This is a genomic window from Stenotrophomonas sp. PS02300, from assembly GCF_029959395.1.
GTDB classification, from domain to species: Bacteria; Pseudomonadota; Gammaproteobacteria; order Xanthomonadales; family Xanthomonadaceae; genus Stenotrophomonas; species Stenotrophomonas maltophilia_AD.
The window spans coordinates 117,789-141,857 of record NZ_JASCOP010000001.1 but is presented as its reverse complement, the minus strand read 5'-3'; the positions used below and the strand labels follow the sequence as shown (position 1 = coordinate 141,857).

The 24,069-nt window shown below is 67.3% G+C and carries 27 protein-coding genes and 2 tRNA genes; 12 read left to right on the top strand and 17 right to left on the bottom strand.

What is annotated here, in order from left to right; translation table 11 throughout:
• The first annotated feature begins 202 nt into the window (after window positions 1-202).
• From yccS to QMX79_RS00625, 5 genes are all read left to right on the top strand, one after another.
• Window positions 203-2,380 (top strand): YccS family putative transporter, encoded by a 2,178-nt coding sequence (gene yccS / locus QMX79_RS00645; RefSeq protein WP_282243334.1) that lies wholly within the window; start codon window positions 203-205, stop codon window positions 2,378-2,380.
• Between the two features lie 29 nt (window positions 2,381-2,409).
• Window positions 2,410-4,299 (top strand): MFS transporter, encoded by a 1,890-nt coding sequence (locus tag QMX79_RS00640; protein ID WP_282243332.1) that lies wholly within the window; start codon window positions 2,410-2,412, stop codon window positions 4,297-4,299.
• A 162-nt stretch (window positions 4,300-4,461) separates the two neighbouring features.
• Window positions 4,462-4,743, top strand: coding sequence for a CD225/dispanin family protein (locus QMX79_RS00635; RefSeq protein WP_282243347.1), 282 nt, complete (start codon window positions 4,462-4,464; stop codon window positions 4,741-4,743).
• A 43-nt stretch (window positions 4,744-4,786) separates the two neighbouring features.
• A complete protein-coding gene (locus QMX79_RS00630; protein WP_282243330.1) occupies window positions 4,787-5,065 on the top strand; it encodes a CD225/dispanin family protein in 279 nt (92 codons plus the stop codon).
• Window positions 5,066-5,129: 64 nt separating this feature from the next.
• Window positions 5,130-5,549, top strand: coding sequence for a DUF2752 domain-containing protein (locus QMX79_RS00625; protein WP_282243328.1), 420 nt, complete (start codon window positions 5,130-5,132; stop codon window positions 5,547-5,549).
• Here the strand turns inward: QMX79_RS00625 and ampE are convergent.
• The 5 genes from ampE to QMX79_RS00600 all read right to left on the bottom strand — a co-directional run bounded on the left by ampE (window position 5,546) and on the right by QMX79_RS00600 (window position 9,176).
• Window positions 5,546-6,439, bottom strand: coding sequence for a regulatory signaling modulator protein AmpE (gene ampE, locus QMX79_RS00620; RefSeq protein WP_282243326.1), 894 nt, complete (start codon window positions 6,437-6,439; stop codon window positions 5,546-5,548). The two genes, QMX79_RS00625 and ampE, sit on opposite strands and share 4 nt — an antisense overlap.
• A 113-nt stretch (window positions 6,440-6,552) precedes the next feature.
• Window positions 6,553-7,458 (bottom strand): NAD(+) diphosphatase, encoded by a 906-nt coding sequence (gene nudC, locus QMX79_RS00615; RefSeq protein WP_282243324.1) that lies wholly within the window; start codon window positions 7,456-7,458, stop codon window positions 6,553-6,555.
• 63 nt (window positions 7,459-7,521) lie between these two features.
• Entirely contained in the window at window positions 7,522-7,917 is a 396-nt protein-coding gene (erpA, locus tag QMX79_RS00610) for an iron-sulfur cluster insertion protein ErpA (protein WP_282243322.1), read from the bottom strand.
• A gap of 46 nt (window positions 7,918-7,963) precedes the next feature.
• Window positions 7,964-8,419 (bottom strand): polymer-forming cytoskeletal protein, encoded by a 456-nt coding sequence (locus tag QMX79_RS00605; protein ID WP_282243320.1) that lies wholly within the window; start codon window positions 8,417-8,419, stop codon window positions 7,964-7,966.
• 4 nt (window positions 8,420-8,423) lie between these two features.
• Window positions 8,424-9,176, bottom strand: coding sequence for a DUF6776 family protein (locus QMX79_RS00600; RefSeq protein ID WP_282243318.1), 753 nt, complete (start codon window positions 9,174-9,176; stop codon window positions 8,424-8,426).
• A gap of 182 nt (window positions 9,177-9,358) precedes the next feature.
• Between QMX79_RS00600 and QMX79_RS00595 the strand changes: the two genes are divergently transcribed.
• The 3 genes from QMX79_RS00595 to QMX79_RS00585 are packed head-to-tail and all read left to right on the top strand — an operon-like array spanning window position 9,359 to window position 14,244.
• The gene (locus QMX79_RS00595; protein ID WP_282243316.1) at window positions 9,359-9,982 is read left to right on the top strand and encodes a DUF4126 domain-containing protein; all 624 of its coding nucleotides are present in this window, start codon (window positions 9,359-9,361) and stop codon (window positions 9,980-9,982) included.
• Window positions 9,983-10,006: 24 nt separating this feature from the next.
• Complete coding sequence (locus QMX79_RS00590; protein WP_282243314.1) at window positions 10,007-11,884, top strand: EAL domain-containing response regulator; 1,878 nt, start codon at window positions 10,007-10,009, stop codon at window positions 11,882-11,884.
• Between the two features lie 38 nt (window positions 11,885-11,922).
• On the top strand, window positions 11,923-14,244 hold the full coding sequence (locus QMX79_RS00585) for a hybrid sensor histidine kinase/response regulator (RefSeq protein ID WP_282243345.1): 2,322 nt from the start codon (window positions 11,923-11,925) through the stop codon (window positions 14,242-14,244).
• A gap of 1 nt (window position 14,245) precedes the next feature.
• On the opposite strand, the gene bfr is transcribed toward QMX79_RS00585, so the two are convergent.
• The 4 genes from bfr to QMX79_RS00565 all read right to left on the bottom strand — a co-directional run bounded on the left by bfr (window position 14,246) and on the right by QMX79_RS00565 (window position 15,382).
• Window positions 14,246-14,716, bottom strand: coding sequence for a bacterioferritin (gene bfr / locus QMX79_RS00580; protein WP_282243312.1), 471 nt, complete (start codon window positions 14,714-14,716; stop codon window positions 14,246-14,248).
• A gap of 84 nt (window positions 14,717-14,800) precedes the next feature.
• Complete coding sequence (locus tag QMX79_RS00575; RefSeq protein ID WP_068854279.1) at window positions 14,801-15,010, bottom strand: bacterioferritin-associated ferredoxin; 210 nt, start codon at window positions 15,008-15,010, stop codon at window positions 14,801-14,803.
• Between the two features lie 171 nt (window positions 15,011-15,181).
• Window positions 15,182-15,256: transfer RNA gene (locus QMX79_RS00570), tRNA-Gln, on the bottom strand.
• Between the two features lie 49 nt (window positions 15,257-15,305).
• Window positions 15,306-15,382 (bottom strand) — tRNA-Met (locus tag QMX79_RS00565).
• Window positions 15,383-15,503: 121 nt separating this feature from the next.
• Here QMX79_RS00565 and QMX79_RS00560 point away from each other — a divergent pair.
• A complete protein-coding gene (locus tag QMX79_RS00560) occupies window positions 15,504-16,139 on the top strand; it encodes an RNA pyrophosphohydrolase (RefSeq protein WP_282243308.1) in 636 nt (211 codons plus the stop codon).
• Between the two features lie 70 nt (window positions 16,140-16,209).
• Here QMX79_RS00560 and rpsI read toward each other — a convergent pair whose 3' ends face one another.
• Window positions 16,210-16,602, bottom strand: a complete 393-nt coding sequence (gene rpsI / locus QMX79_RS00555) for a 30S ribosomal protein S9 (protein ID WP_017354549.1) — start codon at window positions 16,600-16,602, stop codon at window positions 16,210-16,212.
• A 2-nt stretch (window positions 16,603-16,604) separates the two neighbouring features.
• A complete protein-coding gene (gene rplM, locus QMX79_RS00550; protein ID WP_017354548.1) occupies window positions 16,605-17,033 on the bottom strand; it encodes a 50S ribosomal protein L13 in 429 nt (142 codons plus the stop codon).
• Between the two features lie 182 nt (window positions 17,034-17,215).
• Here rplM and coq7 point away from each other — a divergent pair, with 182 nt between their 5' ends.
• A complete protein-coding gene (gene coq7 / locus QMX79_RS00545; RefSeq protein ID WP_282243290.1) occupies window positions 17,216-17,860 on the top strand; it encodes a 2-polyprenyl-3-methyl-6-methoxy-1,4-benzoquinone monooxygenase in 645 nt (214 codons plus the stop codon).
• A gap of 94 nt (window positions 17,861-17,954) precedes the next feature.
• Here the strand turns inward: coq7 and QMX79_RS00540 are convergent, their stop codons facing one another.
• Together QMX79_RS00540 and speD are read right to left on the bottom strand one after the other, a co-directional pair.
• Window positions 17,955-18,272 carry a multidrug efflux SMR transporter gene (locus QMX79_RS00540; protein ID WP_282243289.1) on the bottom strand — a complete coding sequence of 106 codons (318 nt, stop codon included), beginning with the start codon at window positions 18,270-18,272 and terminating at the stop codon, window positions 17,955-17,957.
• A 171-nt stretch (window positions 18,273-18,443) separates the two neighbouring features.
• Window positions 18,444-19,238, bottom strand: coding sequence for an adenosylmethionine decarboxylase (speD, locus tag QMX79_RS00535; protein WP_017354544.1), 795 nt, complete (start codon window positions 19,236-19,238; stop codon window positions 18,444-18,446).
• A gap of 171 nt (window positions 19,239-19,409) precedes the next feature.
• On the opposite strand from speD, the gene crp reads away from it, so the two are divergent.
• Window positions 19,410-20,075, top strand: a complete 666-nt coding sequence (gene crp / locus QMX79_RS00530) for a cAMP-activated global transcriptional regulator CRP (RefSeq protein WP_068854282.1) — start codon at window positions 19,410-19,412, stop codon at window positions 20,073-20,075.
• Between the two features lie 76 nt (window positions 20,076-20,151).
• Entirely contained in the window at window positions 20,152-20,913 is a 762-nt protein-coding gene (locus QMX79_RS00525; protein ID WP_282243283.1) for a sulfite exporter TauE/SafE family protein, read from the top strand.
• On the opposite strand, the gene QMX79_RS00520 is transcribed toward QMX79_RS00525, so the two are convergent.
• From QMX79_RS00520 to QMX79_RS00505, 4 genes are read right to left on the bottom strand one after another with little or no spacing between them, the layout of a single operon-like run.
• A complete protein-coding gene (locus QMX79_RS00520) occupies window positions 20,910-21,626 on the bottom strand; it encodes a haloacid dehalogenase-like hydrolase (RefSeq protein WP_282243282.1) in 717 nt (238 codons plus the stop codon). The genes QMX79_RS00525 and QMX79_RS00520 overlap by 4 nt on opposite strands.
• The gene (gene trpC / locus QMX79_RS00515) at window positions 21,623-22,426 is read right to left on the bottom strand and encodes an indole-3-glycerol phosphate synthase TrpC (protein ID WP_093534926.1); all 804 of its coding nucleotides are present in this window, start codon (window positions 22,424-22,426) and stop codon (window positions 21,623-21,625) included. The genes QMX79_RS00520 and trpC overlap by 4 nt, the downstream gene beginning before the upstream one ends.
• A 5-nt stretch (window positions 22,427-22,431) precedes the next feature.
• Window positions 22,432-23,484, bottom strand: coding sequence for an anthranilate phosphoribosyltransferase (gene trpD, locus QMX79_RS00510; protein WP_282243273.1), 1,053 nt, complete (start codon window positions 23,482-23,484; stop codon window positions 22,432-22,434).
• On the bottom strand, window positions 23,481-24,068 hold the full coding sequence (locus tag QMX79_RS00505; RefSeq protein WP_282243271.1) for an aminodeoxychorismate/anthranilate synthase component II: 588 nt from the start codon (window positions 24,066-24,068) through the stop codon (window positions 23,481-23,483). The genes trpD and QMX79_RS00505 overlap by 4 nt, the downstream gene beginning before the upstream one ends.
• Window position 24,069 lies beyond the last annotated feature (1 nt).

The following is a 24,069-nucleotide window of genomic DNA, read 5'->3' as shown; positions in this document are numbered from 1 at the left end:
TTGCGAAACATGGATGTTTCGCAAGAGCCTCCACGGATGGATTCACGGCGCCCCCCGCAAACCCACACCCGCCGGCCCAAACCGGGAACGCCCGCAGATCAGGGTTCTTGCCGTACCGACCAACGGTCGGTACCTACCAACCGGCTATGTCGGCTTCACTGCGATGACGCAATAATGAGGCGCCACCGCCCGACGAGTCCGCATGTCCGCCCGAGAATCCCGCCTGAGTCGCCTGTGGGCGCATGAAAAGGCCAGCTACGGGCTGCGGGTGTTCATTGCGTTGTCCGTGGCCATGGGCGTGTGCTGGCACCTGGACCAGCTGCCTGCCCTGCCCGGCGTGTTCCTCGGCATCATCGCCAGCGCCATTGCCGAAACCGACGACAACTGGTGGGGCCGCACCAAATCCGTCGCGCTCTCCCTGCTGTGCTTCGTCGTGGCCGCCGCTGCCGTGGTCGAACTGTTCGCCTGGCCGTGGCTGTTCATTGCCGCCCTGGCCCTGTCCACCTTCGGCCTGACCCTGCTTGGCGCGCTTGGCGAGCGCTACGCCTCCATCGCCCAGGCCACCGTCACCCTCGCCATCTACACCATGATCGGCCTCGAACAGCACGGCGCCGATGACCGCGCCCAGGCCATCACCGCCGTCAGCCACCTGCTGGCCGGCGCCCTCTGGTACGGCCTGCTGTCCATCCTGTGGACCGCCCTGTTCGCCAACCGCCCCGTGCGCGAACGCCTCGCCCGCCTTTACCTTGAACTCGGCCGCTACCTCCAGCTCAAGGCCGACCTGTTCGAACCCGTGCGCGATGCCGACGTGCAGAAGCGCCAGCTCGCCCTGGCCGAACAGAACCGCCGCGTCGTCGAAGCGCTCAACATCGCCAAGACCGCCATCCTGGCCCGGTTCGGCCGCTCCGGCCGGCCCGGGGTGCAGTCCGGCCTGTACCTGCGCCTGTATTACATGGCCCAGGATTTCCACGAACGCGCCAGCTCCTCGCACTACCCCTATGGCGCGCTCACCGACGCGTTCTTCCACAGCGACGTGCTCTACCGCTGCCAGCGCCTGCTCGCCCTGCAGGGCGAAGCGTGCGCCAACCTGGGTACCGCCATCCGCATGCGCCGGCCGTTCCAGTACGGCGACCGCACCCGCCAGGCCACCGCCGACCTCACCGACTCCCTCGCCTGGCTGCGCGCCCAGCACAACCCGCAGTGGCAGCGCCTGCTCTCCTCGCTCGAACTGCTCGGCCACAACCTGCAGAGCATCGAACGCCGCCTGTCCGAAGCGGCCCAGTCCGAATCCACCCTGGACAACGTCGATACCCGCCTGCGCGACACCAACCCGCATACCCTGCGCGAAATGGGCGTGCGCATCCGCCAGCAGCTCACCCCCGGTTCGCTGCTGTTCCGCCACGGCCTGCGCATGGCGCTGGCGCTGATCGTCGGCTTTGCCGCCATCCGCCTGTTCAACGCCCAGAACGGCTCGTGGGTGCTGCTCACCATCGTGTTCGTGTGCCGCCCCAACTTCGGCGCCACCCGCCAACGGCTGGCCCAGCGCATTGCCGGCACCCTGATCGGGCTGGTGCTCACCTGGGCCCTGATGCAGCTGTTCCAGGACCTGCGCATCGAATTGTTGATCGCCCTGCTCTCGGCGCTGCTGTTCTTCTTCACCCGCAGCGACCGCTACCTGGTCGCCTCGGCCGCCATCACCGTGATGGCACTGACCTGCTTCAACCTCATCGGCGATGGCTTCCTGCTGATCTGGCCGCGGCTGGTCGATACCCTGCTGGGCTGCGCGATCGCCGCCGCTGCCGCGTTCCTGATCCTGCCCGACTGGCAGGGCCGCCGCCTCGACCTGGTCATGGCACGCGTGCTTGAACGCTGCGCCGGCTACCTGCAGGCCGTGCTGGGCCAGTACGGCAGCGGCATGCAGGACGACCTGGCCTACCGCATCGCCCGCCGCGACATGCACAACGCCGATGTGGCCCTGTCCACCGCGCTGTCCAACATGCTGCGCGAGCCCGGCCACGTGCGCGGCAACCTGGATGCCGGCTTCCGCTTCCTGGCGCTGTCCAACACCTTGCTGGGCCATCTGTCCGCCCTCGGCGCCCACCGCGCGCAGCTGGACAGCTACGCGCAGGACCCGCTGGCCCGTTCCAGCGGCGAACGCGTGCAGCAGGCCATGCAGCAGATCGCCGGCGCGCTGGAACGGCGCGAACCGGTGGACGAGGCCGCCAACGAGGGCGACCGCGCCCTGGCCGAACAGCTGGAGCAGCTCAATGATGAGATGCCGCCCAAGCTGCAGCTGATCCGCACCCAGATCGGCCTGATGCTGCGCCTGCTGCCCAAGCTGCGCGCCGCCGCGAACGAAATAGGTACCGGGACCGCGTGATAGGCTGCGCCGGTTCGCAAGGAGATTCCATGTCCGGCCACAGTCAGTTCGCCCTGCTCCGCCAGCGCCGCTTCCTGCCCTTCTTCATCGTGCAGTCGCTGGGGGCGTTCAACGACAACGTGTACCGCCAGGCCATCATCGGCCTGCTGTTCTACCTTGGCGTGAGCCAGGCCGAGCAGTCGCTGTACACCACGCTGGCACCGGCCATCTTCATCCTGCCCTACTTCCTGTTCTCCGCGCTGGCCGGGCAGATCGCCGAGAAGCTGGAGAAATCGCGCCTGATCGTGATCACCACCACCATGGAGATCGGGATCATGACGCTGGCCGCGGTCGGCTTCCTTACCCAGAGCATGCCGATCCTGCTGGTCGCCCTGTTCTGCACCGGCCTGCAGTCCACGCTGTTCGGCCCGGTGAAGTATTCGGTGCTGCCCTCGGTGCTCAAGCCCGAAGAGCTCACCGGCGGCAACGGCCTGGTCGAGATGGGCACCTCGATGTCGATCCTGACCGGCATGATCAGCGGCGGCATCATCTTCACCCTGGCCGGCAGTTTCGGCCCGATCGTGGCGGCAACAGCGGTGATCGCGCTGGCCATTGCCGGCAACATCACCGCGCGCATGATCCCCAAGGTCGATGCCGGCGCGCCGGACCTGAAGATCAACTGGAACCCCATTCCCGAATCGCTGGCGGTGCTGCGCCTGGCCAAGAAGCAGAAGGCCGTGGCCAACGCCATCCTCGGCGTGTCGTGGTTCTGGTTCGTCGGCACCATGCTCACCTCGCAGCTGCCTACCTACGCGGTGGTCAACCTGGGCGGCGAACCAACCCTCTACATCTTCGCGCTGGCGCTGTTCTCGGTCGGTACCGGCGTGGGCTCGCTGCTGTGCGAGAAGCTGTCCGGGCGTACCGTGGAAATCGGCCTGGTGCCGCTGGGCGCCTTCGGCATGACCGCCTTCATGCTGGACCTGTACTTCGCGCGCGCCGGTGCCGCCACCACGGCGGGCCTGGGCGTGGCCGCGTTCGTGGCCGCACCGGGCAGCGTGCGCATCATCATCGACCTGGTGGGCATCGGCCTGTTCACCGGCTTCTTCGTGGTGCCGTTGTTCGCACTGATCCAGAGCCGCACGCCGAAATCGGAAATGTCGCGCGTGTTCGCCGCGCTCAACATCCAGAATTCCGGCTTCATCGTGGCCGCGGCGATGATCGCGCTGGCCACGCAGAAGTTCCTGCACTGGACGATCCCGCAGCTGTTCCTGGCGCTTGCGATCGCCAATGCGGTGGTGGCGATCTACATCTTCACCATCGTGCCCGAATTCCTGATGCGGTTCCTCAGCTGGGTGATGGTGCGCTTCCTGTACCGGCTGCGCCCGCATGGCATCGAAGCCAACGTGCCCGATGAGGGCGCCGCGCTGATCGTCTGCAACCATGTCAGCTACATGGACGCGCTGATCCTCTCAGCGACGATCCCGCGCCCGGTGCGCTTCGTCATGTACTACAAGATCTTCAACATCCCGGTAATGCGCTGGATCTTCCGCACCGCCAAGGCGATTCCGATTGCCGGCGCGCGCGAGAACCCGGCGCTGATGCAGGCCGCGTTCGATGAAGTGGACCGGGCGCTGGCCGAGGGCGAGCTGGTGTGCATCTTCCCCGAAGGTGCGCTGACCCGCGACGGCGAAATGGCAGCGTTCAAATCGGGCGTGGAGAAGATCCTCGAGCGCCGGCCGGTGCCGGTGGTGCCGATGGCACTGCGCGGCATGTGGGCCAGCATGTGGAGCCGGCGCGATACGCGGCTGGGGCGCATGCGCGTGCCACGCCGCCTGCGCGCCCACGTGGAGGTGATCGCCGGCCCGCCGGTCGACGGCGCCACCGCGACCGCCGAGGGGCTGGAAGCGCAGGTGCGAGCACTGCGCGGCGATCAAGGCTGAAAGCGGCAAAACCGTCGGATTCCGCAAAAAAATCCCCTGCGGCGCTCATGTAAACGCATACATCGCCGGGAACATCGGGTAGATTACCGCCCATAGGGGGTGTCGCTTGGCGTTGGGAGACGCCGGGAGACAGCCAATGGAATGGAGTCGTACGTGAATCATCTGCCGCCACCCACCCCACCGGGCGTTGTCGTTCCCAACCATCTGGTCTGGGCCATCCTGACAACGCTGTTCTGCTGCCTGCCGTTGGGCGTGGTGTCGATCGTGTATGCGGCCCAGGTCGATGGCCGCCGCGCGGCCGGCGACCTGGCCGGTGCGTATGACGCATCGCGCAAGGCCGGCGGATGGGCACTGGCATCGGCGCTTGCCATGCCGGTACTGCTGCTGTTGTGGTTTGGCCTGTTTGGCGGCATGGCCGCGCTGGGCGCCCTTTCCGACCTGTGAAACACCCTTCGTTCAACCCACCCAAAAAAATGGAGCTTCACCGATGAACGCCACTGCCCCGCAAGTCCCCAACAACCTGGTCTGGGCCATCCTGACCACCCTGTTCTGCTGCCTGCCGGCCGGCATCGTGTCGATCGTGTATGCCGCGCAGGTCAACGGCAAGCTGGCCGTCGGTGACATCGCCGGTGCGCGCGAGTCGTCGGACAAGGCCAAGAAGTGGGCCATGTGGTCGGCCATCATCGGCGTCGTGGCCATCGTGCTCTACATCATCCTGGTCGTGGTGATGGGCATCGGCGGCGCGATGGGCGGCGGCAACTACTGATCGCCCCCTGGACGGCCCGGTCCGGCGCCCGCGAAGGGTGCCCGGCTCGGGCCGTTCTGCCGTCATGACGATGCCCTCCCGTTCCACCCTGTCGCGTTGGGCGCCGCTGGCCGTCACGGCCGGGCTGGCCGTGGGCGCGACCGTGGTGCTGCGCCACGTCAGCCCGTATGCCGGCAACAGCCCGCTGCCGGGTTGCCCGCTGTATGCATTGACCGGGTTGTACTGCCCCGGTTGCGGCAGCACCCGCTGCCTGTATTCGCTGGTGCACTTCGACTGGACCGGCGCGATGGCGATGAATCCGCTGCTGGTGATCTCGCTGCCGTTCCTGCTGTTGATGCTGCTCAACAACGCAGGCGTGCGCATGCGCGCACTGGACCCGCTGATGCGGGTGCTGGCCAATCCCACCTTCTGGCTGGTGCTGCTGGTCGGCTATGCGGTGCTGCGCAACCTGCCGTGGATGCCGTTCGCGCTGTTGGCGCCTTAGGTCACCCAGCCGGCGATGACCAGCAACGCAAGCGCGGCCATCCACAACAACAGCATGCGCCAGACCAGGCTCATCGCATCGCGCAGCTCCGGCAGGCGGCGCCACACCGGCACCATGCCCGCATCGCTGTAATCGTGCGCGTCTTCGCGCAGTTCGGCACTGACACTGGCGCGCGCCACGGCGCCCAGGAAATCCGTGGAGGCCGCCCAACGGTTGCCGTGCGCTTCGCGCCAGGCCTTGAAGGCCGTATCGAAGTTGCCCACCAGCGCCATCGACAGCGACATCAGCTGCGCCACCGGCCACTCCAGCCACGACAGCACCTGGCGTGCGCCCACCACGGTTTCCACGTCGGCCAGTGAGCGCATCGGCCCCACCGCCAGCAGCGCGAGCAGGCGGTACGCCAGCGCGCCCACCGGGCCCAGCAGCAGAAACCAGAACAGCACCGCGAACCAGCGCCGCAGGGCGTTGAGCACGGTGACTTCCACCAGCGATGGCACGTCTTCGTGCAGGCTGCCGCCGGCCGACTGCAGCTGGCCAATGGCCGCATGCCGGGCATGTGCATCATCGGCGTCGATCACCGCTTCCACGTCGCGGTCGAGGTCGCGCGGCCCCCAGCACATCACCAGCGTGGCGATGCCCAGCAGCAGCGACGGCAACCCGAACAGGCGGTCATGCAGCGCCCATTGCAGCAGGGCCAGCACCAGCACGAACGGAACCACCGCCACCAGCCAGCCGTGGCGGCCGCGCCAGAAGCCGGTTTCGGCCGCATGCGCGTCCAACCACTGCAGCCAGCGCCGGTACCAGCCGAAGCGACGCAGCGCCACGGCCGCGGCAGGCGCGACATGGCCCAGGGCCAAGGCGACCAGTACTGCGACCAGGGTGGTGAACATGGCGGCCTCCGTTCGGTTTCTGGGCGCTACTATGCCTTGGGACCCGGCAATTCCCCGGGTCACAGGTAATGTATGCCGCCCCGTGTTCAGGCAGCGGCAACGTGGTGCCTGGGTCAGCTCACCTGGTTGCGGTACCAGTGCTCGATCAGGCTGCGTGAAATCGAAATCGGCGGCGACAGGCGGATGCCCACTCCGTCGTCTTCGATGTCACGGGCCAGCGCCGCGCCCACTTCCTCGGCAGTGAACCAGCGCGCGTCTTCCAGCTCGCCATCCACGGTGGGCACGTCGTCTTCGGCCGTTGCACTGAAGCCCAGCATCAGCGCGCCCGGGAACGGCCATGGCTGGGTGCCGAGGTAGCGGCAGCTGCGCACGCGCACCCGGCTTTCCTCGAAGACCTCACGGACCACGGTCTGTTCCAGCGATTCGCCCGGCTCCACGAACCCGGCCAGCACCGAATAGCGGCGCGGGGCCCAGTTGGCCTGGCGGCCGAGCAGCAGGCGCCCGTTGTTTTCCACCGCCACGATCACCGCCGGGTCCACGCGCGGGTAGTGTTCGGTGTTGCACTTGACGCAGCGGCCGATGAAACCGCCACGGGTGAAGGCCACGGCGCCGCCGCACACGCCGCAGAAGCGGGTGCGCGATTGCCAGTAGGACATGCCGCGGGCGTAACAGAAGGCGCTGGCATCGGCGGCCGACCAGGTGGTGGCCGATTCGCGCAGGTCCACGCGCTGGGGCGCCGGGGCATCGACGGCGGCGGATTCGACCGAGAACCACGCCTGCTCGCCGCGCAGGCCGAGGAAGATGGCCGTGCCGGGGCCGCCCCCGACCTGGGCGCCGGTCAGCGCCAGCGGCTGGCCGTCGTCGCCGGCCAGCGCGCGGCCATCGGGATCCAGCACAAGCACGTGCGCCTGCGGCCACAGCCGCAACAACGCATCGGCGTCGTCGCGCAGGGTATCGGCGCGTTCAAGGGGTTCGGTGGTGAAAGCAAAACCGGCAAGCGGCAAAGAGACATTGGACATCCCTGAAGCCTGCCGCTATTCAACCGGAACAGCAAGCGGTGCCGTGCAGCACCGCCGTGGCGATCACATGCTGAAACTGCTGCCGCAGCCGCAGGTGGTTTTCGCGTTCGGATTGCGGATCACGAACTGCGCGCCGGTGAGGCTCTCGGTGTAATCCACTTCGGCGCCCATCAGGTACTGCAGGCTGAGCGGATCGACCAGCAGGGTCACGCCGTTGGTGTCCACGGCCAGGTCGTCCTCGGCGCGGTTCTCGTCGAACTCGAAGCCGTACTGGAAACCGGAACAGCCACCGCCCTGGATGTAGACGCGCAGGGCCAATGCATCGCTGGCCTCGTCCTGGATCAGTTCCTTGACCTTGGCCGCAGCGGCTTCGGTGAAGTTCAGGGGACGGTCCAGCGACTGGTAATGCGGCGCAGCGGCGGGGGTGGGGGCGCCGGGCAGGGAAACTAGCGTGCTCATGCACCCAGCATGGGGGTGCATGGGCACGCTTTCAAGCACCGGCCGTTCAGGCCATCGCTTCGGCCAGCTTCTTGCGGGCATTACCGTCCTTGCGGTCGGCGCTGTCGTCGGCCGGCGGCGGCAGCGCCATCTGGGCACCGCCATGGATCAGGCGGCCGGTCAGCTGGGCGCCGGCGTTCATTTCCACCACCTGGTAGTGGACATTGCCGGTGACCCGGGCGCTGGGGGTCAGCTCGACCCGCTCGCTGGCGTGCACGTCGCCATCCAGGCGGCCACTGACCACCACCACGTGGGCGCGGATCTCGCCTTCGATGCTGCCCTGCTCGGCCAGCGTGAGGGTGGCCGTGGTGGCGCCTTCCTGGGCGATCACCTTGCCCAGGATGGTGCCTTCCACATACAGGCCACCGCTGAATTCCACGTCTCCCCGGATCACTACCTGCGCGCCGATCAGCGCGTCCACGACCAGATGCCCGTCGCGGTTGGATTTGTTGCTGCCAAACATGGGCTTACTCCCCTTCTTTTGCCGTTGCTGCAGCCGGTGCTCCGGCCTGCTTCCAGTCGAATACCTGGGTGGCGCCCCCTGCGCCGGTTCCCAGCGTGACCCGCACACGTTGCGGGGTGAAGTCCTTGGGCAACATGACGCTGCCGGTGAGCTGCTGGAAGTACCGGAAGGAATACTCCTGGCCCGGCACCTTGGTGCGCTGGTGCAGCTCGTCCCAGCTGACCGAGGTCAACTTGCCGTCCTTGACGCCTTCAACCGTAAACCGCATCTGGCCCTGGCTGATCGCGCCACGGTTGAGGTTCTGGGTCAGCACCACGGCGTACTGCCAGGTGCCCCCCGCTTCCGGCGAGAACTCGATGGAATGGGTGTTCAGGCCCTTGCGCTGGCTGGTGGACCCGACCAGGCGTTCGTAGAAGGCCACGTCGGCACGCAGGCCGGCGATTTCCTCGTCGCGCTCGCCCAGCGAGGTCTGCACCTCGTTGTTGGCCGCGCGGCTGATCCGGTCCGAGGCCTGCAGGGTGGCCTGGGTCTGCTGCAGCTCCACCACCTGCTTCTGCAGCGTTTCGGCGCGCGCTTCGGCGGCGTCGAGCTGGCGGCCGGGGTCACCGCCGGGGCCGGCGGTCCAGCGCCCCAGCAGCACGGCCAGGACCAGGCTGGCCAGCCAGATGCCGGCCAGGATCAGCAGGCGGCGGCGATCGGGCGCCACCGGGGTTCCGGGGCGGCGGATCTGGATGCGGGAAGGTGTCGGGTTGTTCATGGCGAATACGGCGGCACCGCGGCTTGGGCGATACCGACACGGCCCCTGTCGGGAAGAGCGACTGGTTAGTGTAAGTCAGGGTTGGCACATTTTTCGCCCCTGACCCCCTGCGGGACAGTAGCGTTCAGGGACGTCATCCCCGATAGTGTGGGCCTGTGCACACTTTCGCCGGAGCGCCTGCCATGACCGAGGCCCACCTGTTCGTGATCGGCATCCTGCTGGCCTGGCTGGCCGGCATCCGCGTGTACCTCACGGTGTTCGGGGTGGGCCTGGCCGGCATGCTGGGCTGGGTCGATCTGCCGCCGGCGCTGCAGGCCACCGAGTCGTGGTGGGTGCTGGGCACCTCGGCCGCGCTGGCCATCACCGAGTTCGTCGCCGACAAGATCCCCGGGGTGGACTCGGCCTGGGACCTGGTGCAGACCCTGGCCAGGGTACCCGCGGGCGCCTTCCTGGCCGCGGCCACGCTCTCGCCCACCGGCGAACTCAGCACCACGGCGCTGGCCGCCGGTGCCGGGGTGGCCCTGGCCAGCCATGGCCTGAAATCGGGCACGCGTGCCCTGCTCAACACCTCGCCGGAGCCGGCCAGCAACTGGGTGGCCTCGGCGGCGGAAGACACGGTGGTGGTGGGCGGCCTGGCGTTGGCGCTGGCGCACCCGTGGCTGGCATTGATCGTCGTGGTGGCGTGCAGCCTGGTCGGCGCGCTGGTGGTCTGGCTGGTCTGGCGCACCCTGTGGAAGGGCATGCGCTGGCTGCTGCGGCAACCGGCGGGCAAGCCCGGGGCACTGGCCGACCGCGATGCCGCATAATCGCGCCGCAGACTGGGAGTACTGATGGCCGTCCAAGACAACGCTGTTGCATCCACCCGCGCCACCCGCGCCGAAACCCCGCCCGCCGATCATTGGCAGCGCTGGGCCAGCGCCGACGCGCCCGCCGTGGCGCCCGCGCCCAGCAACGTGGTGCCGCTCAACGCTGCCGCCGCCGCTGCCGTGTCCACCCCGCCGGTGCTGCCGCCGTCGCAGTGGCAGCAGGACGATGCCAACACGCCGCCGCTGGGCAGCGAGGCGCCCTACCGCGTGCTGATCGTCGAAGACGACCGCTCGCAGGCCCTGTTCGCACAGAGCGTGCTGCATGGCGCCGGCATGGAAGCGATCGTGCACAGCGACGCCGAAGGCGTGCAGCAGGTGATCAACGAACAGCGCCCGGACCTGATCCTGATGGACCTGCACCTGCCGGGCCTGGATGGCATGCGCCTGACCGCGCTGATCCGCCAGCAGCCGGGCCAGCAGCTGCTGCCGATCGTGTTCCTCAGCGGCGACCCGGACCCGGAGCGCCAGTTCGAAGTGCTCGACAGCGGCGCCGACGATTTCCTGAGCAAGCCGATCCGCCCGCGCCACCTGATTGCCGCCGTCTCCAACCGCATCCGCCGCGCCCGTGCGCAGGCGGCGATGCAGCCGGGCGCGCAGGGTGCGCCGGCCATGAACAACCCCGAGACCGGCCTGCCGACCCGCCACCACGTGATGCAGCAGCTCAGCACGGCGCTGGCGCACGGCGAGCATGGCGGCCTGTTCTTCATCGAAGTGGCCAGTGCCCTGGGCCTGCGCGAACGCTACGGCTATGCCGCGTTCGAACGGCTGATGGTGCAGGCCGCGCAGCGGCTGGCCGACAACGCGCACCCGCACCTGCTGGCGCGCCTGAACGACAACAGCTTCCTGGTCGTGGCCCGTGGCCTGGACGAGGAATCGCTGGACGCGATGGCGCACCAGCTGCGCGATGAACTGTCCGCACGCTCGTTCGTGATCCGCGATGAGGAATCGGTGCATCTGCGCGGCGTGGTCGGGCATGCCCAGCTCTCCGGCGGCTTCGGCGATGCCGGCACCGCGCTGGAAGCGGTGGAGCGCACCACGCTGCAGGCGCGGCTGTTGCCCTCCGGGGTGGCCGCGCACGTGCGCCGCGAAGACGTGGCCGCGCAGGAACACCTGGCCATGCTGGAAGGCCAGCTCGAACCGGCCTACCAGCCGATCGTGGCCGTGGCCGGCGGCAACACCGCCCAGTACCAGGTGCTGCTGCGCCTGCGCCAGGCCGATGGCAGCGTGCTCAACGCCGGCCAGGTGATCCCCGCTGCGGAAGCGGCCGGCCGCATCGCCGACCTGGACCAGCAGGTGCTGGACCATGCGCTGGGCCTGCTGGATCTGTACCAGCACGCCACCCAGCCGCTGAGCCTGTTCGTGTCGCAGTCGCTGCGCACCCTGGCCCGCGATGCCTTCGCCGACTGGCTGCTGGAAACCCTGCAGCAGCGCCAGCTGCCCGGCAGCGCGCTGGTCATCGACGTGCGCCTGCCTGACGCGCTGATCCACACCGTCACCCTGCAGCAGTTCTGTTCGCGCATGAGCGCGGCCGGCGTGCGCTTCTGCCTGAGCCAGTTCGAGCCCAGCGGCGAAGCCAATGCCCTGCTCGGCCAGTTGCCGCTGGCATTCGTGCGCATGGCCGCCCGCTTCTCCAGCAGCCATGCCAACCAGCAGACCCGCGATGAACTGCGCGGCGCGATCGATGCCGCGCACCGCGCCGGGGCACTGATCATCGGCCAGCAGATCGAAGACCCCCAGGCCGCGGCGGCAATGTGGATGGGCGGGGTCGATTTCATCCAGGGCAACATGGTGCAGTCGGCCGGGAGCGAGCTGAACTTCGACTTCCACACCGCGGTGCTCTGACCATGACGGCCCAAGGACGGGTTCCCTTCGCACTGTGGCTGGCGGCGATCGCGGCCGCCCTGGCCGCTACCGCCAGCGGCATGGCCGCAGCCGGCGCCAATGGTCCGTGGCCGATCATCGCCGCCGGCACCGCCGTGGTGGGCGTGATCGCCGCGCTGGTCGGCGTGAGCCGCTGGCGTGAGCTGCAGGCGCAGCTGGCCCTGGGCCAGCGCCGCCACGAAGCGCTGGCCGGCGAGCGCGACCACCTGCAGCGCGCCGTGCAGCAGCAGGACATGCTGGAACAGGAGCTGCTGCAGGCCAAGCAGGCGGCCGAAGCGGCGGCGCTGGCCAAGGGCGAGTTTCTGGCCACCATGAGCCACGAGATCCGCACCCCGCTCAACGGCATCCTGCCGATGCTGGACCTGATCGCGCGCGGCCAGCTGGGCACCGACCAGCGGCAGATGCTGCAGACCGCCACGGTCAGCTCGCAGCAGCTGCTGCGCATCGTCGACGACATCCTCGATTACTCCCGGCTGGAGGCCAAGGGCCTGGACCTGGAAATCACCACGTTCAACCTGCGCGAGCTGCTGGAAGGCATCGTCCAGCTCATGCAGCGCAGCGCCGAAGCCAAGGGCCTGGCGGTATCGCTGGAGCTGGACCCGGCCGTGCGGCTGTCGGTGCGCGGCGACCCGGTGCGGCTGCGCCAGGTGCTGGGCAACCTGATGGTGAACGCCATCAAGTTCACCGAGCGCGGCCAGATCCGCCTGCGGGTGACCCGCCAGGGCGAGACGACCAGCCAGCACCAGCTGCGTTTCGAAGTGATCGACACCGGCATCGGCATCGACGGCACCCTGCAGGCACGGCTGTTCCAGTCCTTCAGCCAGGCCGATGCCTCCACCACCCGCATCTACGGCGGCACCGGCCTGGGCCTGGCGATCTGCAAGCGCATCATCGACCTGATGCACGGCAGCATCGGGGTGAGTTCGACCCCGCGCCACGGCGCCACGTTCTGGTTCGAGATTCCACTGCTGAAGGTCGTCGGCGACCTGCCGGCCGCAGCGCTCACCACGCGCGCGCTGCTGGTCAGCGAAGACCCGCTGCTGGTGCAGCGCCTGCAGCGCGTGCTGCAGCACCACGACATCCGCCTGCACACGGTGGACAGCGCATCCGCCGCGCTGGACATCCTGCGCGCGCCGGTGCGCCCGGGCATCGAGCCGGACCTGGCCTGGGTGATCGCCGACACGCATGCCCTGCGCCACGGCGCCACCGCGCTGCACCGCGCGGTGCTGCACGATGCCCGCACCCCCACCCCGCGCCTGCTGTGGCTGCAGGGCGATGAGCAGCTGGCCGCGCTGCTGCGCGAGAACACCCACGTGCTGCCGCGCGAGGCCGGCGACGTGGACCTGCATGCCGTGCTGCGCCCGGCGGTAGCCAGTGCGCGCCCTGCGCCCCTGCTGGCCAGCGTGGAGGCCTACAGCGGCCCGGTGGAGGCGCCGCAGCTGGGCCTGCGCCTGCTGCTGGTGGAAGACAACAGCGTCAACCTGCTGGTCGCCCAGCGGCTGCTGCAGGTGCTGGGCTGCACCGTCACCACGGCCACCGATGGCGAACAGGGCCTGCAGCAGCTGCAGACCCGCGCCTTCGACCTGGTGCTGATGGACTGCCAGATGCCGGTCCTGGATGGCTACAGCGCCACCCGCCGCTGGCGCGAGCAGGAAGCGGCCGAAGGGCGCACCCGGTTGCCGATCGTGGCGATGACCGCCAACGCGATGGCCGGCGACCGCGAGCGCTGCCTGCAGGCCGGCATGGACGATTACCTGTCCAAACCGGTCAACCGCGAATCGCTGCAGGCCTGCCTGCTGCGCTGGCAGTTCACGATGGAAGACAACGCCGCCGACGCGCGCAATACACCCGCGCCGGCGCAGGCCGCCCCGCCCGCTGTACCGGTGCTGGCTCCGGCTCCCACCCCGTTGCCGCCACCGCTGCCGCCGCTGGTCGCTGAGCCAGGCAGTGACGATGGCGCGCCCGGGGTGCTCGACACTGGCGTGCTGGATGAGCTACAGGAGGTGATCGGTGCGGAGACGGCCACCATCATCGCCGTGTTCCTGGAAGACACCCCGCCATTGATCCGGCAGCTGCAGGATGCCTCGGTGGCCGCCGACCTGGAAAAACTGCGCGCGCTGGCGCACAGCCTGAAATCGGCCAGTGCGAACGTGGGGGCGATGGCGTTGTCGGTGGCGGCCCGTCGGATTGAACACGACGCCCGTGCCGGCACGCTGGAGCGCCCGGCCGTGGCCGTGGCGCTGCTGATTGCCGAATATGCGCGTGCGCGGCTGGCGCTGGCCGGCTACCTGGCCAGCATCCGCGCCACCGCCGCGCGCTGAATCAGTCTTCCAGCTTGGTGAGCAGGTAGTTCGGCTCGCCGATCCGCTCGATCAGCTCCAGCTGGGTTTCCAGCCAGTCGATGTGCTCTTCCTCGTTGTCGAGGATCTTCACGAACAGCTGGCGGCTGACGTAATCGCCAACCGAATCGGCGTAGGCGACCGCCTCACGCAGGGTGACGGTGCCTTCGCGCTCGAGGGCGAGGTCGCACTGCAGGATCTCGGTGGGGTTCTCGCCGATGCGCAGCTTGCCCAGCGCCTGGAAGTTCGGCAGTCCCTCAAGGAACAGGATGCGATCGGAGAGCACGTCGGCGTGCTTCATCTCCTCGATCGATTCCTTGTATTCGTGGTCGGCCAGTTCCTTCAGACCCCAGTTCTTCAGCATCTTGGCATGCAGGAAGTACTGGTTGATCGCGGTCAGCTCGTTGTAGAGGACCTTGTTGAGGAATTCGATGACCTTGGCGTCGCCTTTCATGACTGTGCTCCTGCAGCGTGAAAACGCCGGCACTGTAGCGCGTCCCTGCAGACAATGAGGGAACGCGAATCATGATCGATCGGCTTACGCGACCTGGGCCAGACCCAAAACAGGCAACGGCAGGTCGTGGGTGTTGCGGGCCTTGGCCAGCAGGTCGGCCGCCATGTCGAGGCAGGAACCGCAGGTGGCGCCACAGCCGGTGCGCATGGTCAGCTCGGACACGCTGGCGACACCGCTCTGGGCGGCTTCGCGGATCTGGTGGTCGGTTACCCCGTTACAGATGCAGACGTACACGTGCGGACTCGGCAGGCAGGCCCGGATCGGCCTGTGGGTATTCCAATCGAAACGAGAATGGTTGTCAATTTCGTAACTGAATCATTCTCGATACGGTTCAGGGTGCCCGTTCAGCCCGCCCGGCGCGGAGCAAAAAAAAAGACCGATCTTTCGATCGGTCTCTTTCGTATTTGGCTGCCCCGGATGGATTCGAACCACCGAATGCCTGAGTCAGAGTCAGGTGCCTTACCGCTTGGCGACGGGGCAAAACGTGCGTGCAATTGTTGCACTTTCTCACTGGAAAACCAAGCGGACTTGGTGGCTATGGGTGGACTCGAACCACCGACCCCAGCATTATGAGTGCTGTGCTCTAACCGGCTGAGCTACATAGCCTCAGTGAGCCGGCAATTCTGGACATGTAAACGGAATCTGTCAACACCTTTTCACCGCGCTTGTGAGTGGGCAGCGGGCGTGTCACAGTCCTGACCAGTAGATTTTTCTAGGAGTCCGCATCGTGATCGATCCGGACGGCTATCGACCGAACGTCGGCATCGTGCTGATGCGGCAGGACGGGCAGGTGTTCTGGGCACGACGTGTGCGCCGGGATGGCTGGCAGTTCCCGCAGGGTGGCATGAATACCGACGAGACGCCTGTCGAAGCCATGTATCGCGAGTTGCATGAAGAAACCGGGCTGTTGCCAGAGCACGTCGAAGTGCTGGGTGCGACACCGGGCTGGCTGCGCTATCGCCTGCCCGCCCGTGCCATCCGCCGCAATGAACGGCAGGTCTGCATCGGCCAGAAGCAGGTCTGGTTCCTGCTGCGCCTGGCCGGCGACGAATCGCACGTGAAACTGGACCATACCGACAGCCCTGAGTTCGACCAGTGGCGCTGGGTGGATTTCTGGTACCCGGTCGAGCACGTGGTGATGTTCAAGCGCGGGGTCTATGCGCGGGCACTGCGTCACCTGGCGCCCTTGGCGCGCGGGGTGGCCGGCACCGGCGTGGACTCCATGCCCAAGTCCGCCCAGGAAGCCTGGATGCCGGGGCATGCGGCGGGACACGACCGACCGCGCAAGCGCGCGCCCGCGCCCAAGCGGGGCGGCGGCTACTGGCCACGCAGCAAGGCCAAGGGCGACCCGGGCGCGGTGTAAGCGCATCCGGTTCCCCTGAAACGACAAAAGCCCGGCCGAAGCCGGGCTTTTGCTTTCCAGACGCGATGGATCAGCGCTTGGAGAACTGGGTAGCGCGACGCGCCTTGTGCAGGCCGACCTTCTTACGCTCGACTTCACGGGCGTCACGGGTCATGAAGCCAGCCTTGCGCAGCTCGGACTTCAGGGTTTCGTCGTACTCGACCAGCGCGCGGGCGATGCCCAGGCGGATCGCACCGGCCTGGCCGGTGGTGCCGCCGCCAGCGGCGGTGACCATGATGTCGAACGATTCGGTGTTCTTGGTCAGTTCCAGCGGCTGACGCACGATCATGCGTGCGGTCTCACGGCCAAAGAACTCGTCCAGCGGACGGCCATTGACGGTGATGTTGCCGGCACCCTTGCGCAGGAACACGCGGGCGGTGGAGGACTTGCGGCGGCCGGTGCCGTAGTTTTGAGTGATAGCCATGATTAGATATCCAGAACCTGGGGCTGCTGAGCGGCGTGCGGGTGCTCGGAACCCGAGTACACCTTGAGCTTGCGGTACATGGCGCGGCCCAGCGGGCCCTTCGGCAGCATGCCCTTGACGGCGGTTTCGATGACGCGCTCCGGGTGGCGCTCCAGCGCCTGGGCCAGAGTTTCGGTCTTCAGGTTGCCGATGTAGCCAGTGAAGCGGTGGTACAGCTTGTCCTGCAGCTTGTTGCCGGTGACGGCAATCTTTTCTGCATTGATGACAACCAGGTAATCACCGGTATCAACGTGGGGGGTGTAGACCGGCTTGTGCTTGCCGCGCAGACGGCGGGCCAGCTCGGTGGACAGACGGCCCAGCGTCTTGCCGGAAGCGTCGACGAGATACCAGTCGCGCTGGACGGTCTCGGACTTTGCAGTGAAAGTGCTCATGAAAGAACTCAGGTAGGTCGGGCTCATTGCGGCCATGGAGCGGCCGGAACTCTGCCACGCGTTGTGAAGAGGCGGGATTGTACTGGCCATTTGGCCCACATGCAAATCGGCCAATGGCACGGGTTGGCAGACCGGCGCCGGGGGGCGAGAATCGATGATCCCCCGCCGCGATGCCCGACCGCATGACCGCGTTCCGCCAGATCACCCCGCTCGACCACCTGCTGACCGAGGCCCAGCGTGCCCTGGACACGGTGTTCGGCAACCCGCCGGCCAGCCGCCCGTACCCGGCCGAGGCGACCCCGGACGCGCCGATGCCCGCCCCGGCCCGCCGCCATGCCGCCGGCCTGATGCGGATCAACCACGTTGGCGAGGTCTGCGCGCAGGGCCTGTACTTCGGCCAGGCAGCGGTAGCAAGGGAGCCGGAAACGCGTGCCCACCTGCTCGAGGCGGCCCAGGAAGAGACCGACCACCTGGCCTGGTGCGCCCGGCGCCTGCGCGAGCTGGACAGCCGGCCCAGCCTGTTCAACCCGATCTGGTACGCCGGCAGCTACACCATCGGCACCCTGGCCGGGCTGCGCGGGGATGGCTGGAACCTGGGCTTCGTGGTGGAAACCGAGCGCCAGGTGGAAGCCCACCTGGACGAGCACCTGGACACCCTGCCCCCGACCGACCAGCGCAGCCGCGAGATCCTCAAGGTGATGAAGATCGACGAGGCCCGCCACGCCGACCACGCCGAACATGCCGGCGCGCGCCGACTGCCGCCGCCGATTCCGGGGGTGATGGCGCTGGCGTCCAAGGTCATGAAGACCATCGCGTACCGGTTGTAATGCGTATCGACCAACGGTCGATACCTACCGTGGCCCTACCGTGGCCCTACCGTGGTAGCGCCCTACCGTTGGTAGGGCGACGCCGCAGGCGGCGTCAGCCCGAAACGAGCTTCAGGCCGATCACCCCGGCCACGATCAGCCCGATGCAGGCCAGCCGCGGCGCCGAGGCGCTGTCGCCGAACAGGAAGATGCCCAGGATCGCCACGCCCAGCGCGCCGATGCCGGTCCAGATCGCATAACCGGTCCCTACCGGGATGGTGCGCAGGGCCTGGGTCAGCAGGTACAGGCTGATGCCGGCCGAAATGATGGTGGCCACGGTGGGCCAGGGCTTGCTGAAGCCGTCGCTGTACTTCAGGCCAAGGGCGAAGCCGATTTCAAAGATGCCGGCCAGCAGCAGGTACATCCAGGGCATGGGGGTTGCCTCCTAAACAAAAACAAAACGGCCCGGTGTCTTCACACCGGACCGTCGTCGGTAGCTTGCCGTGGAACATTAGTTCTGCGCAAAACAGATGTTCCACAGGGCGGGGCGTCCCGCCTTGTGCAGCACCACCCGGGCCGTGGCCCGGGCGGGTGTCGCATGGTGTTACTCGGACAGGTTGCGGCCGTGGAACAGCTCTTCGATCTCGCGCTTGAGCAGTGCTTCGATCTTCATGCGTTCCTTGAACGAGATGTTCTTGGCCTTTTCCTCGAACAGGTACTGGTCCAGGTCGAAGTCCTTCAGGTGCATCTTCGTGTGGAAGATGTTTTCCTGGTAGACGTTGACGTCGAACATCTCGTAACGCGACTTGATGTTCTTGGCCAGGAAGTTCTGGATCGAGTTGATCTTGTGATCGATGTAGTGCTTCTTGCCCTTCACGTCACGCGTGAAGCCACGGACGCGGTAGTCCATGATCACGATGTCCGATTCGAGGCTTTCGATCAGGTAGTTCAGCGCCTTCAGCGGCGAAATCACGCCACAGGTAGCCACATCGATGTCCGCACGGAACGTCGCGATGCCTTCCTGCGGGTGGGTTTCGGGGTAGGTATGGACGGTGATGTGGCTCTTGTCCATGTGCGCTACCACGGCATCGGAGATCAACTCCTTGCCCGCCAGCTTCTTGTCGATCACCGGCTCTTCGGAGATCAGGATCGTCACCGACGCGCCCTGCGGATCGTAATCCTGGCGCGCGACATTGAGGATGTTGGCGCCGATGATCTCGGCGACATCGGTCAAGATTTGAGTCAGCCTATCGGCGTTGTACTCTTCATCGATGTATTCAATGTAACGCTGACGCTCCTCTTCGGTGCGGGCGTAACACACGTCATAGATGTTGAAGCTCAGCGCCTTGGTGAGGTTGTTGAAACCCTGCAACCTCAGGCGAGGCAACGGCTTGACCACGGCGGTCGATCCTGTGTGTGGTGGGAAAGGATCAATTATGGGGCAAAGTGATCGGGGGCGAAACTTGCATTGAAACAAGTTGCTGTGTTGGGGTTTGCCCTTCACAACCCTGATCGTTAAGCTCGCGGCACATAGCCGTGAATTGTTCATGAGCAAAGGGAGCGCCTCAACGTGTCATCTGTGCGCCTTGCCACAAGTCCATTGGCCCTGGACATCGCCACCATTGACCGCTTTCTGGCCCACAGCCACCGCCGCCGCTACCCGGCCCGCACGGACGTTTTCCGCCCCGGCGACCCCGCCGGCACCCTGTATTACGTGATCAGCGGCTCGGTTTCCATAATTGCTGAAGAAGAAGACGACCGCGAACTGGTCCTGGGCTACTTCGGCTCCGGGGAATTCGTCGGCGAGATGGGGCTGTTCGTGGAAACCGACCGCCGCGAGGTGATCCTGCGCACCCGGACCCCCTGCGAGCTGGCCGAGATCAGCTACGAGCGGCTGCACCAGCTGTTCCTGGGCCCGCTGTCCACCGATGCGCCCCGGCTGTTGTATGCACTGGGCCAGCAGGTCTCCAAGCGCCTGCTCGATACCAGCCGCAAGGCCAGCCGCCTGGCGTTCCTGGATGTCACCGACCGCATCGTGCGCACCCTGCACGACCTGTCCCGCGAGCCGGAGGCCATGAGCCACCCGCAGGGCACCCAGCTGCGCGTGTCGCGCCAGGAGCTGGCCCGCCTGGTCGGCTGCTCGCGTGAAATGGCCGGCCGCGTGCTGAAGAAGCTGCAGAGCGATGGGCTGCTGCATGCGCGGGGCAAGACGGTCGTCCTGTACGGCACCCGATGAATCCGGTTGCCGGCCAACGGCCGGCGCTACCGCCGGCATGACAGCGTCTTTCACACAGTGCCGTTAGGGTGACCACATGGCACCTGGCAGCGAATTCTACTGGTTCATCCTGATCGGGCTTGGCGCGCAGCTGGTGGACGGCGCGCTGGGCATGGCCTTCGGGCTCGTCTCGTCGTCGGTAATGCTCAGCATGGGCCTGCCGCCGGCGGCGGTGAGCGCAAGCGTGCATACCGCCGAGGTGTTCACGACAGGCGCCTCCGGCGTTTCGCATCTCGTGGCCGGCAACGTGGACAAGCGGCTGTTCCTGCGCCTGGCCCTGCCCGGCGCGGTCGGCGGCGTGCTGGGCGCCTATGTGCTGACCCAGCTGCCCGGTGATGCGATCCGTCCCTTCATCTACGGCTACCTGCTGGTGCTGGCGGTCTTCATCCTGCTGCGCGCGGCCGGAAAGCTGGTGCCGCGCCAGGAAGTGAAGCGGGTGCCGGTGCTGGGCTTCTTCGCCGGGCTGCTGGACGCCAGCGGCGGCGGTGGCTGGGGCCCGGTGGCCACCTCCACCCTGCTCGCCCGCGGCGGCCAGGCGCGCACCACCATCGGCACGGTCAACGCGGCCGAATTCGTGGTGACCCTGGCGGTGTCGATCACCTTCCTGCTCTCGATGGGCCTGCAGTACCTGAACATCGTGGCCGGCCTGCTGATCGGCGGCATGATGGCCGCCCCGCTGGCCGCGGTGCTGGTCAAGCGGGTCAAGGAGCGCTGGGTGCTGGTGGCGGTGGGCGTGCTGGTGCTTTCAATCAGCCTGTTCCAGATCAGCCGCGCCCTCCACGGGTGGTGGGGCGGCTAGGCCTTGTCGCCGCCGCGGTCCACGCAGCCCCAGTTGAGGATGCGGGTGCCGGGCTTGAGCACCTGGCGGAAGAACGCCACCTTGGAGTGCTTCGGGTTCACCACCACCGGATCCTTGGCCGCCAGCAGCAGCGGAAGGTCGGCGGTGCTGTCCGAGTAGGCCACGTCGATGTCGCCATAGCCGCGCTCGCGCAGCATGCGCATCTTTTCTTCGTTGTGGCAGTGGCGGGTAGCGCCCACCGCACCGAAACGCGGGCCCACCTCACTGCCGATCACCGGCACGCCCTGGTGGGCAACAAACGCCAGGATCGCGCGGGCCAGCTCCGGCGGTGCGCCGGTCGCCACCACCACGCGGTCGCCCTGCGCGCGGTGCGCGGCGAATACCTCCAGCGCCTGCGGCAGCAGCTTGGCGCGCAGCTGCGCCTCGTGCTTCAGCACGTAGGCGTCGATCACCCGGTTGAACTCGCGCGCACGATGCAGCCCGAAGGTGGCAATCCAGACGTACACCGAAATGCCGGTGCGCCGCGTGGGCAGCATCGCCACCAGCGGCCCGGCGATCGGCGTGACCAGCAGCGCGGCCAGCAGCCGCAGCGGGTTGCGCTTGATCAGCGAGGCAAACAGATGGCTGCCGGAATCGCCGTCGTACAGGGTGTGGTCGAAGTCGAAAACCACCAGCGGCGCGTCGTCGCGCGGAGTCGGATAGATCACGGTCATGCGCTGAAGAATAGCTGACGCAGGCCCTCGCCGGGTTCTTCGACCCGCATGAAGGCCTCACCCACCAGGAACGCATGCACGCCGGCGTTGCGCATCAGGCTCACGTCGTCGGCGCCCAGGATGCCGCTCTCGGTCACCAGCAGGCGGTCGCGCGGCACGGCCTGGCGCATGTCCAGGGTGGTCTGCAGCGACACCTCGAAGGTGCGCAGGTTGCGGTTGTTGATGCCGATCAGCGGCACCGGCACCTGGATGGCGCGTTCGAGTTCGTCGATGTCATGCACTTCCACCAGCACGTCCATGCCCAGCTGCATGGCCAGGTCGGACAGCTCCGCCAGCTGGCGGTCTTCCAGCGCGGCCACGATCAGCAGGATGCAGTCCGCGCCCAGCACGCGTGCTTCGTACACCTGGTACGCATCGATCACGAAGTCCTTGCGCAGCACCGGCAGCGTGCAGGCCTCGCGGGCCTGCTGCAGGTAGGCGTCGTCGCCCTGGAAGAAATCCACGTCGGTCAGCACCGACAGGCAGCTGGCGCCACCGAATTCGTAGCTCACCGCGATATCGGCCGGGTGGAAGTCCGGGCGGATCACGCCCTTGGACGGGCTGGCCTTCTTCACCTCGGCGATCACCGCCGGGTTGCCGGCGGCGATCGAGGCGCGCAGCGCATCGGCAAAGCCGCGCACCGGCGGGGCACCCGCCAGGCGTGCCTGCAGCGCTTCCAGGGGAACCCGTGCACGGCGCTCGGCCACTTCAACGGCCTTGCGGGCCAGGATGGTCTCGAGGATGTCGCTCTTGTCGCTCATGTCGTTCAGGGTCCTTCAGGCCGGCCATTATCGGCCAGCCGCCGGGTGGCATCTACATATTCCTGCATGCGCTGGCGCGCGCTGCCATCGGCAATGGCCGCGCGGGCACGGGCCAGGCCGTCGGCGATGCTGCTGGCCACGCCGGCCACGTACAGCGCCGCGCCGGCATTGAGCGCCACGATATCCAGCGCCGGGCCGGGCTGGTTGTCGAGCACCCCGCGCAGCATCGCGATCGATTCCTCCGGGTCGCTCACCTTGAGGTTGCGGCTGGCCGACATCGCGATGCCGAAGTCTTCCGGGTGGATCTCGTATTCGCGCACCTTGCCGTCGCGCAGCTCGCCGACCAGGGTGCCGGCGCCGAGCGAGATCTCATCCATGTTGTCGCGGCCCCACACCACCATGGCGCGCTCGGCGCCCAGCTCGCGCAGCACGCGCGCCTGGATGCCGACCAGATCGGGATGGAACACGCCCATCAGCACGTTGGTGGCGCCCACCGGATTGGTCAGCGGGCCGAGGATGTTGAAGATGGTGCGCACGCCCATCTCACGGCGCACCGGCGCAACGACCTTCATCGCCGGGTGGTGCATCGGCGCGAACATGAAGCCGATACCGGTTTCGCTGATCGCGCGGGCCACCTGCTCCGGGCGCAGCTCGATGACCGCGCCCAGCGCTTCCACCGCATCGGCGCTGCCGGACTTGGACGACACGCTGCGGTTGCCGTGCTTGGCCACCTTGGCACCAGCGGCGGCGACCACGAACATCGCGCAGGTGGAGATGTTGAAGGTGTGCGAGCCATCGCCACCGGTACCGACGATGTCGATCAGGTGGGTCTTGTCTTCCACCGGCACCGCCAGCGCCAGCTCGCGCATCACGGTGGCCGCACCGGCGATCTCGCCCACGGTTTCCTTCTTGACCCGCAGGCCGGTGAGGATCGCGGCGGTCATCACCGGCGACACTTCACCGCGCATCACCTGGCGCATCAGGTCGACCATCTCGTCGAAGAAGATTTCGCGGTGCTCGATGGTGCGCTGCAGGGCTTCCTGGGGGGAGAAGGTCATGCGGGGTTCCTTTGCAGGAAATTCTTCAGCAGGGCGTGGCCGTGCTCGGTGAGGATCGATTCGGGGTGGAACTGCACGCCTTCCACCGGGTGTTCGCGGTGGCGCAGGCCCATGATCTCTTCGATCGTGCCGTCGGCGTTCTCGGTCCAGGCAGTCACTTCCAGGCAGTCGGGCAGCGTGGTCTTGTCCACCACCAGCGAGTGGTAGCGGGTGGCCTGGTAGCGGTCCGGCAAACCGGCGAACACACCTTTGCCCAGGTGGCGGATCGGCGAGGTCTTGCCGTGCATGATGGTGCCGGCGCGGATGACATCGCCGCCGTACACCTGGCCGATGCCCTGGTGGCCCAGGCACACGCCCAGGATCGGGGTGGTCGGGCCCAGCCGCCGGATCAGCTCCAGCGACACGCCCGCTTCGTTGGGCGTGCACGGGCCGGGCGAGATCACGATGCGCTCGGGGGTGAGCGCGGCGATCTCGTCAACGCTCAGGGCGTCGTTGCGCACCACCTTTACATCGGCACCCAGCGTCTGCAGGTACTGCACGAGGTTGTAGGTAAAGCTGTCGTAGTTGTCGAGCATCAACAACATG

Excerpts from the sequence above, each read along its gene's own strand:
- QMX79_RS00525 (WP_282243283.1), top strand. The coding sequence starts at position 20,152 with ATGGCACCTGGCAGCGAATTCTACTGGTTCATCCTGATCGGGCTTGGC.
- trpD (WP_282243273.1), bottom strand. The coding sequence starts at position 23,484 with ATGACCTTCTCCCCCCAGGAAGCCCTGCAGCGCACCATCGAGCACCGC.
- QMX79_RS00520 (WP_282243282.1), bottom strand. The coding sequence starts at position 21,626 with ATGACCGTGATCTATCCGACTCCGCGCGACGACGCGCCGCTGGTGGTT.
- QMX79_RS00590 (WP_282243314.1), top strand. The coding sequence starts at position 10,007 with ATGGCCGTCCAAGACAACGCTGTTGCATCCACCCGCGCCACCCGCGCC.
- QMX79_RS00595 (WP_282243316.1), top strand. The coding sequence starts at position 9,359 with ATGACCGAGGCCCACCTGTTCGTGATCGGCATCCTGCTGGCCTGGCTG.
- ampE (WP_282243326.1), bottom strand. The coding sequence starts at position 6,439 with ATGTTCACCACCCTGGTCGCAGTACTGGTCGCCTTGGCCCTGGGCCAT.
- QMX79_RS00540 (WP_282243289.1), bottom strand. The coding sequence starts at position 18,272 with ATGCCCTGGATGTACCTGCTGCTGGCCGGCATCTTTGAAATCGGCTTC.
- nudC (WP_282243324.1), bottom strand. The coding sequence starts at position 7,458 with ATGTCCAATGTCTCTTTGCCGCTTGCCGGTTTTGCTTTCACCACCGAA.
- bfr (WP_282243312.1), bottom strand. The coding sequence starts at position 14,716 with ATGAAAGGCGACGCCAAGGTCATCGAATTCCTCAACAAGGTCCTCTAC.
- yccS (WP_282243334.1), top strand. The coding sequence starts at position 203 with ATGTCCGCCCGAGAATCCCGCCTGAGTCGCCTGTGGGCGCATGAAAAG.
- QMX79_RS00505 (WP_282243271.1), bottom strand. The coding sequence starts at position 24,068 with ATGTTGTTGATGCTCGACAACTACGACAGCTTTACCTACAACCTCGTG.
- QMX79_RS00640 (WP_282243332.1), top strand. The coding sequence starts at position 2,410 with ATGTCCGGCCACAGTCAGTTCGCCCTGCTCCGCCAGCGCCGCTTCCTG.
- QMX79_RS00630 (WP_282243330.1), top strand. The coding sequence starts at position 4,787 with ATGAACGCCACTGCCCCGCAAGTCCCCAACAACCTGGTCTGGGCCATC.
- QMX79_RS00605 (WP_282243320.1), bottom strand. The coding sequence starts at position 8,419 with ATGTTTGGCAGCAACAAATCCAACCGCGACGGGCATCTGGTCGTGGAC.
- erpA (WP_282243322.1), bottom strand. The coding sequence starts at position 7,917 with ATGAGCACGCTAGTTTCCCTGCCCGGCGCCCCCACCCCCGCCGCTGCG.
- QMX79_RS00625 (WP_282243328.1), top strand. The coding sequence starts at position 5,130 with ATGACGATGCCCTCCCGTTCCACCCTGTCGCGTTGGGCGCCGCTGGCC.
- coq7 (WP_282243290.1), top strand. The coding sequence starts at position 17,216 with ATGACCGCGTTCCGCCAGATCACCCCGCTCGACCACCTGCTGACCGAG.
- rplM (WP_017354548.1), bottom strand. The coding sequence starts at position 17,033 with ATGAGCACTTTCACTGCAAAGTCCGAGACCGTCCAGCGCGACTGGTAT.
- trpC (WP_093534926.1), bottom strand. The coding sequence starts at position 22,426 with ATGAGCGACAAGAGCGACATCCTCGAGACCATCCTGGCCCGCAAGGCC.
- rpsI (WP_017354549.1), bottom strand. The coding sequence starts at position 16,602 with ATGGCTATCACTCAAAACTACGGCACCGGCCGCCGCAAGTCCTCCACC.
- QMX79_RS00600 (WP_282243318.1), bottom strand. The coding sequence starts at position 9,176 with ATGAACAACCCGACACCTTCCCGCATCCAGATCCGCCGCCCCGGAACC.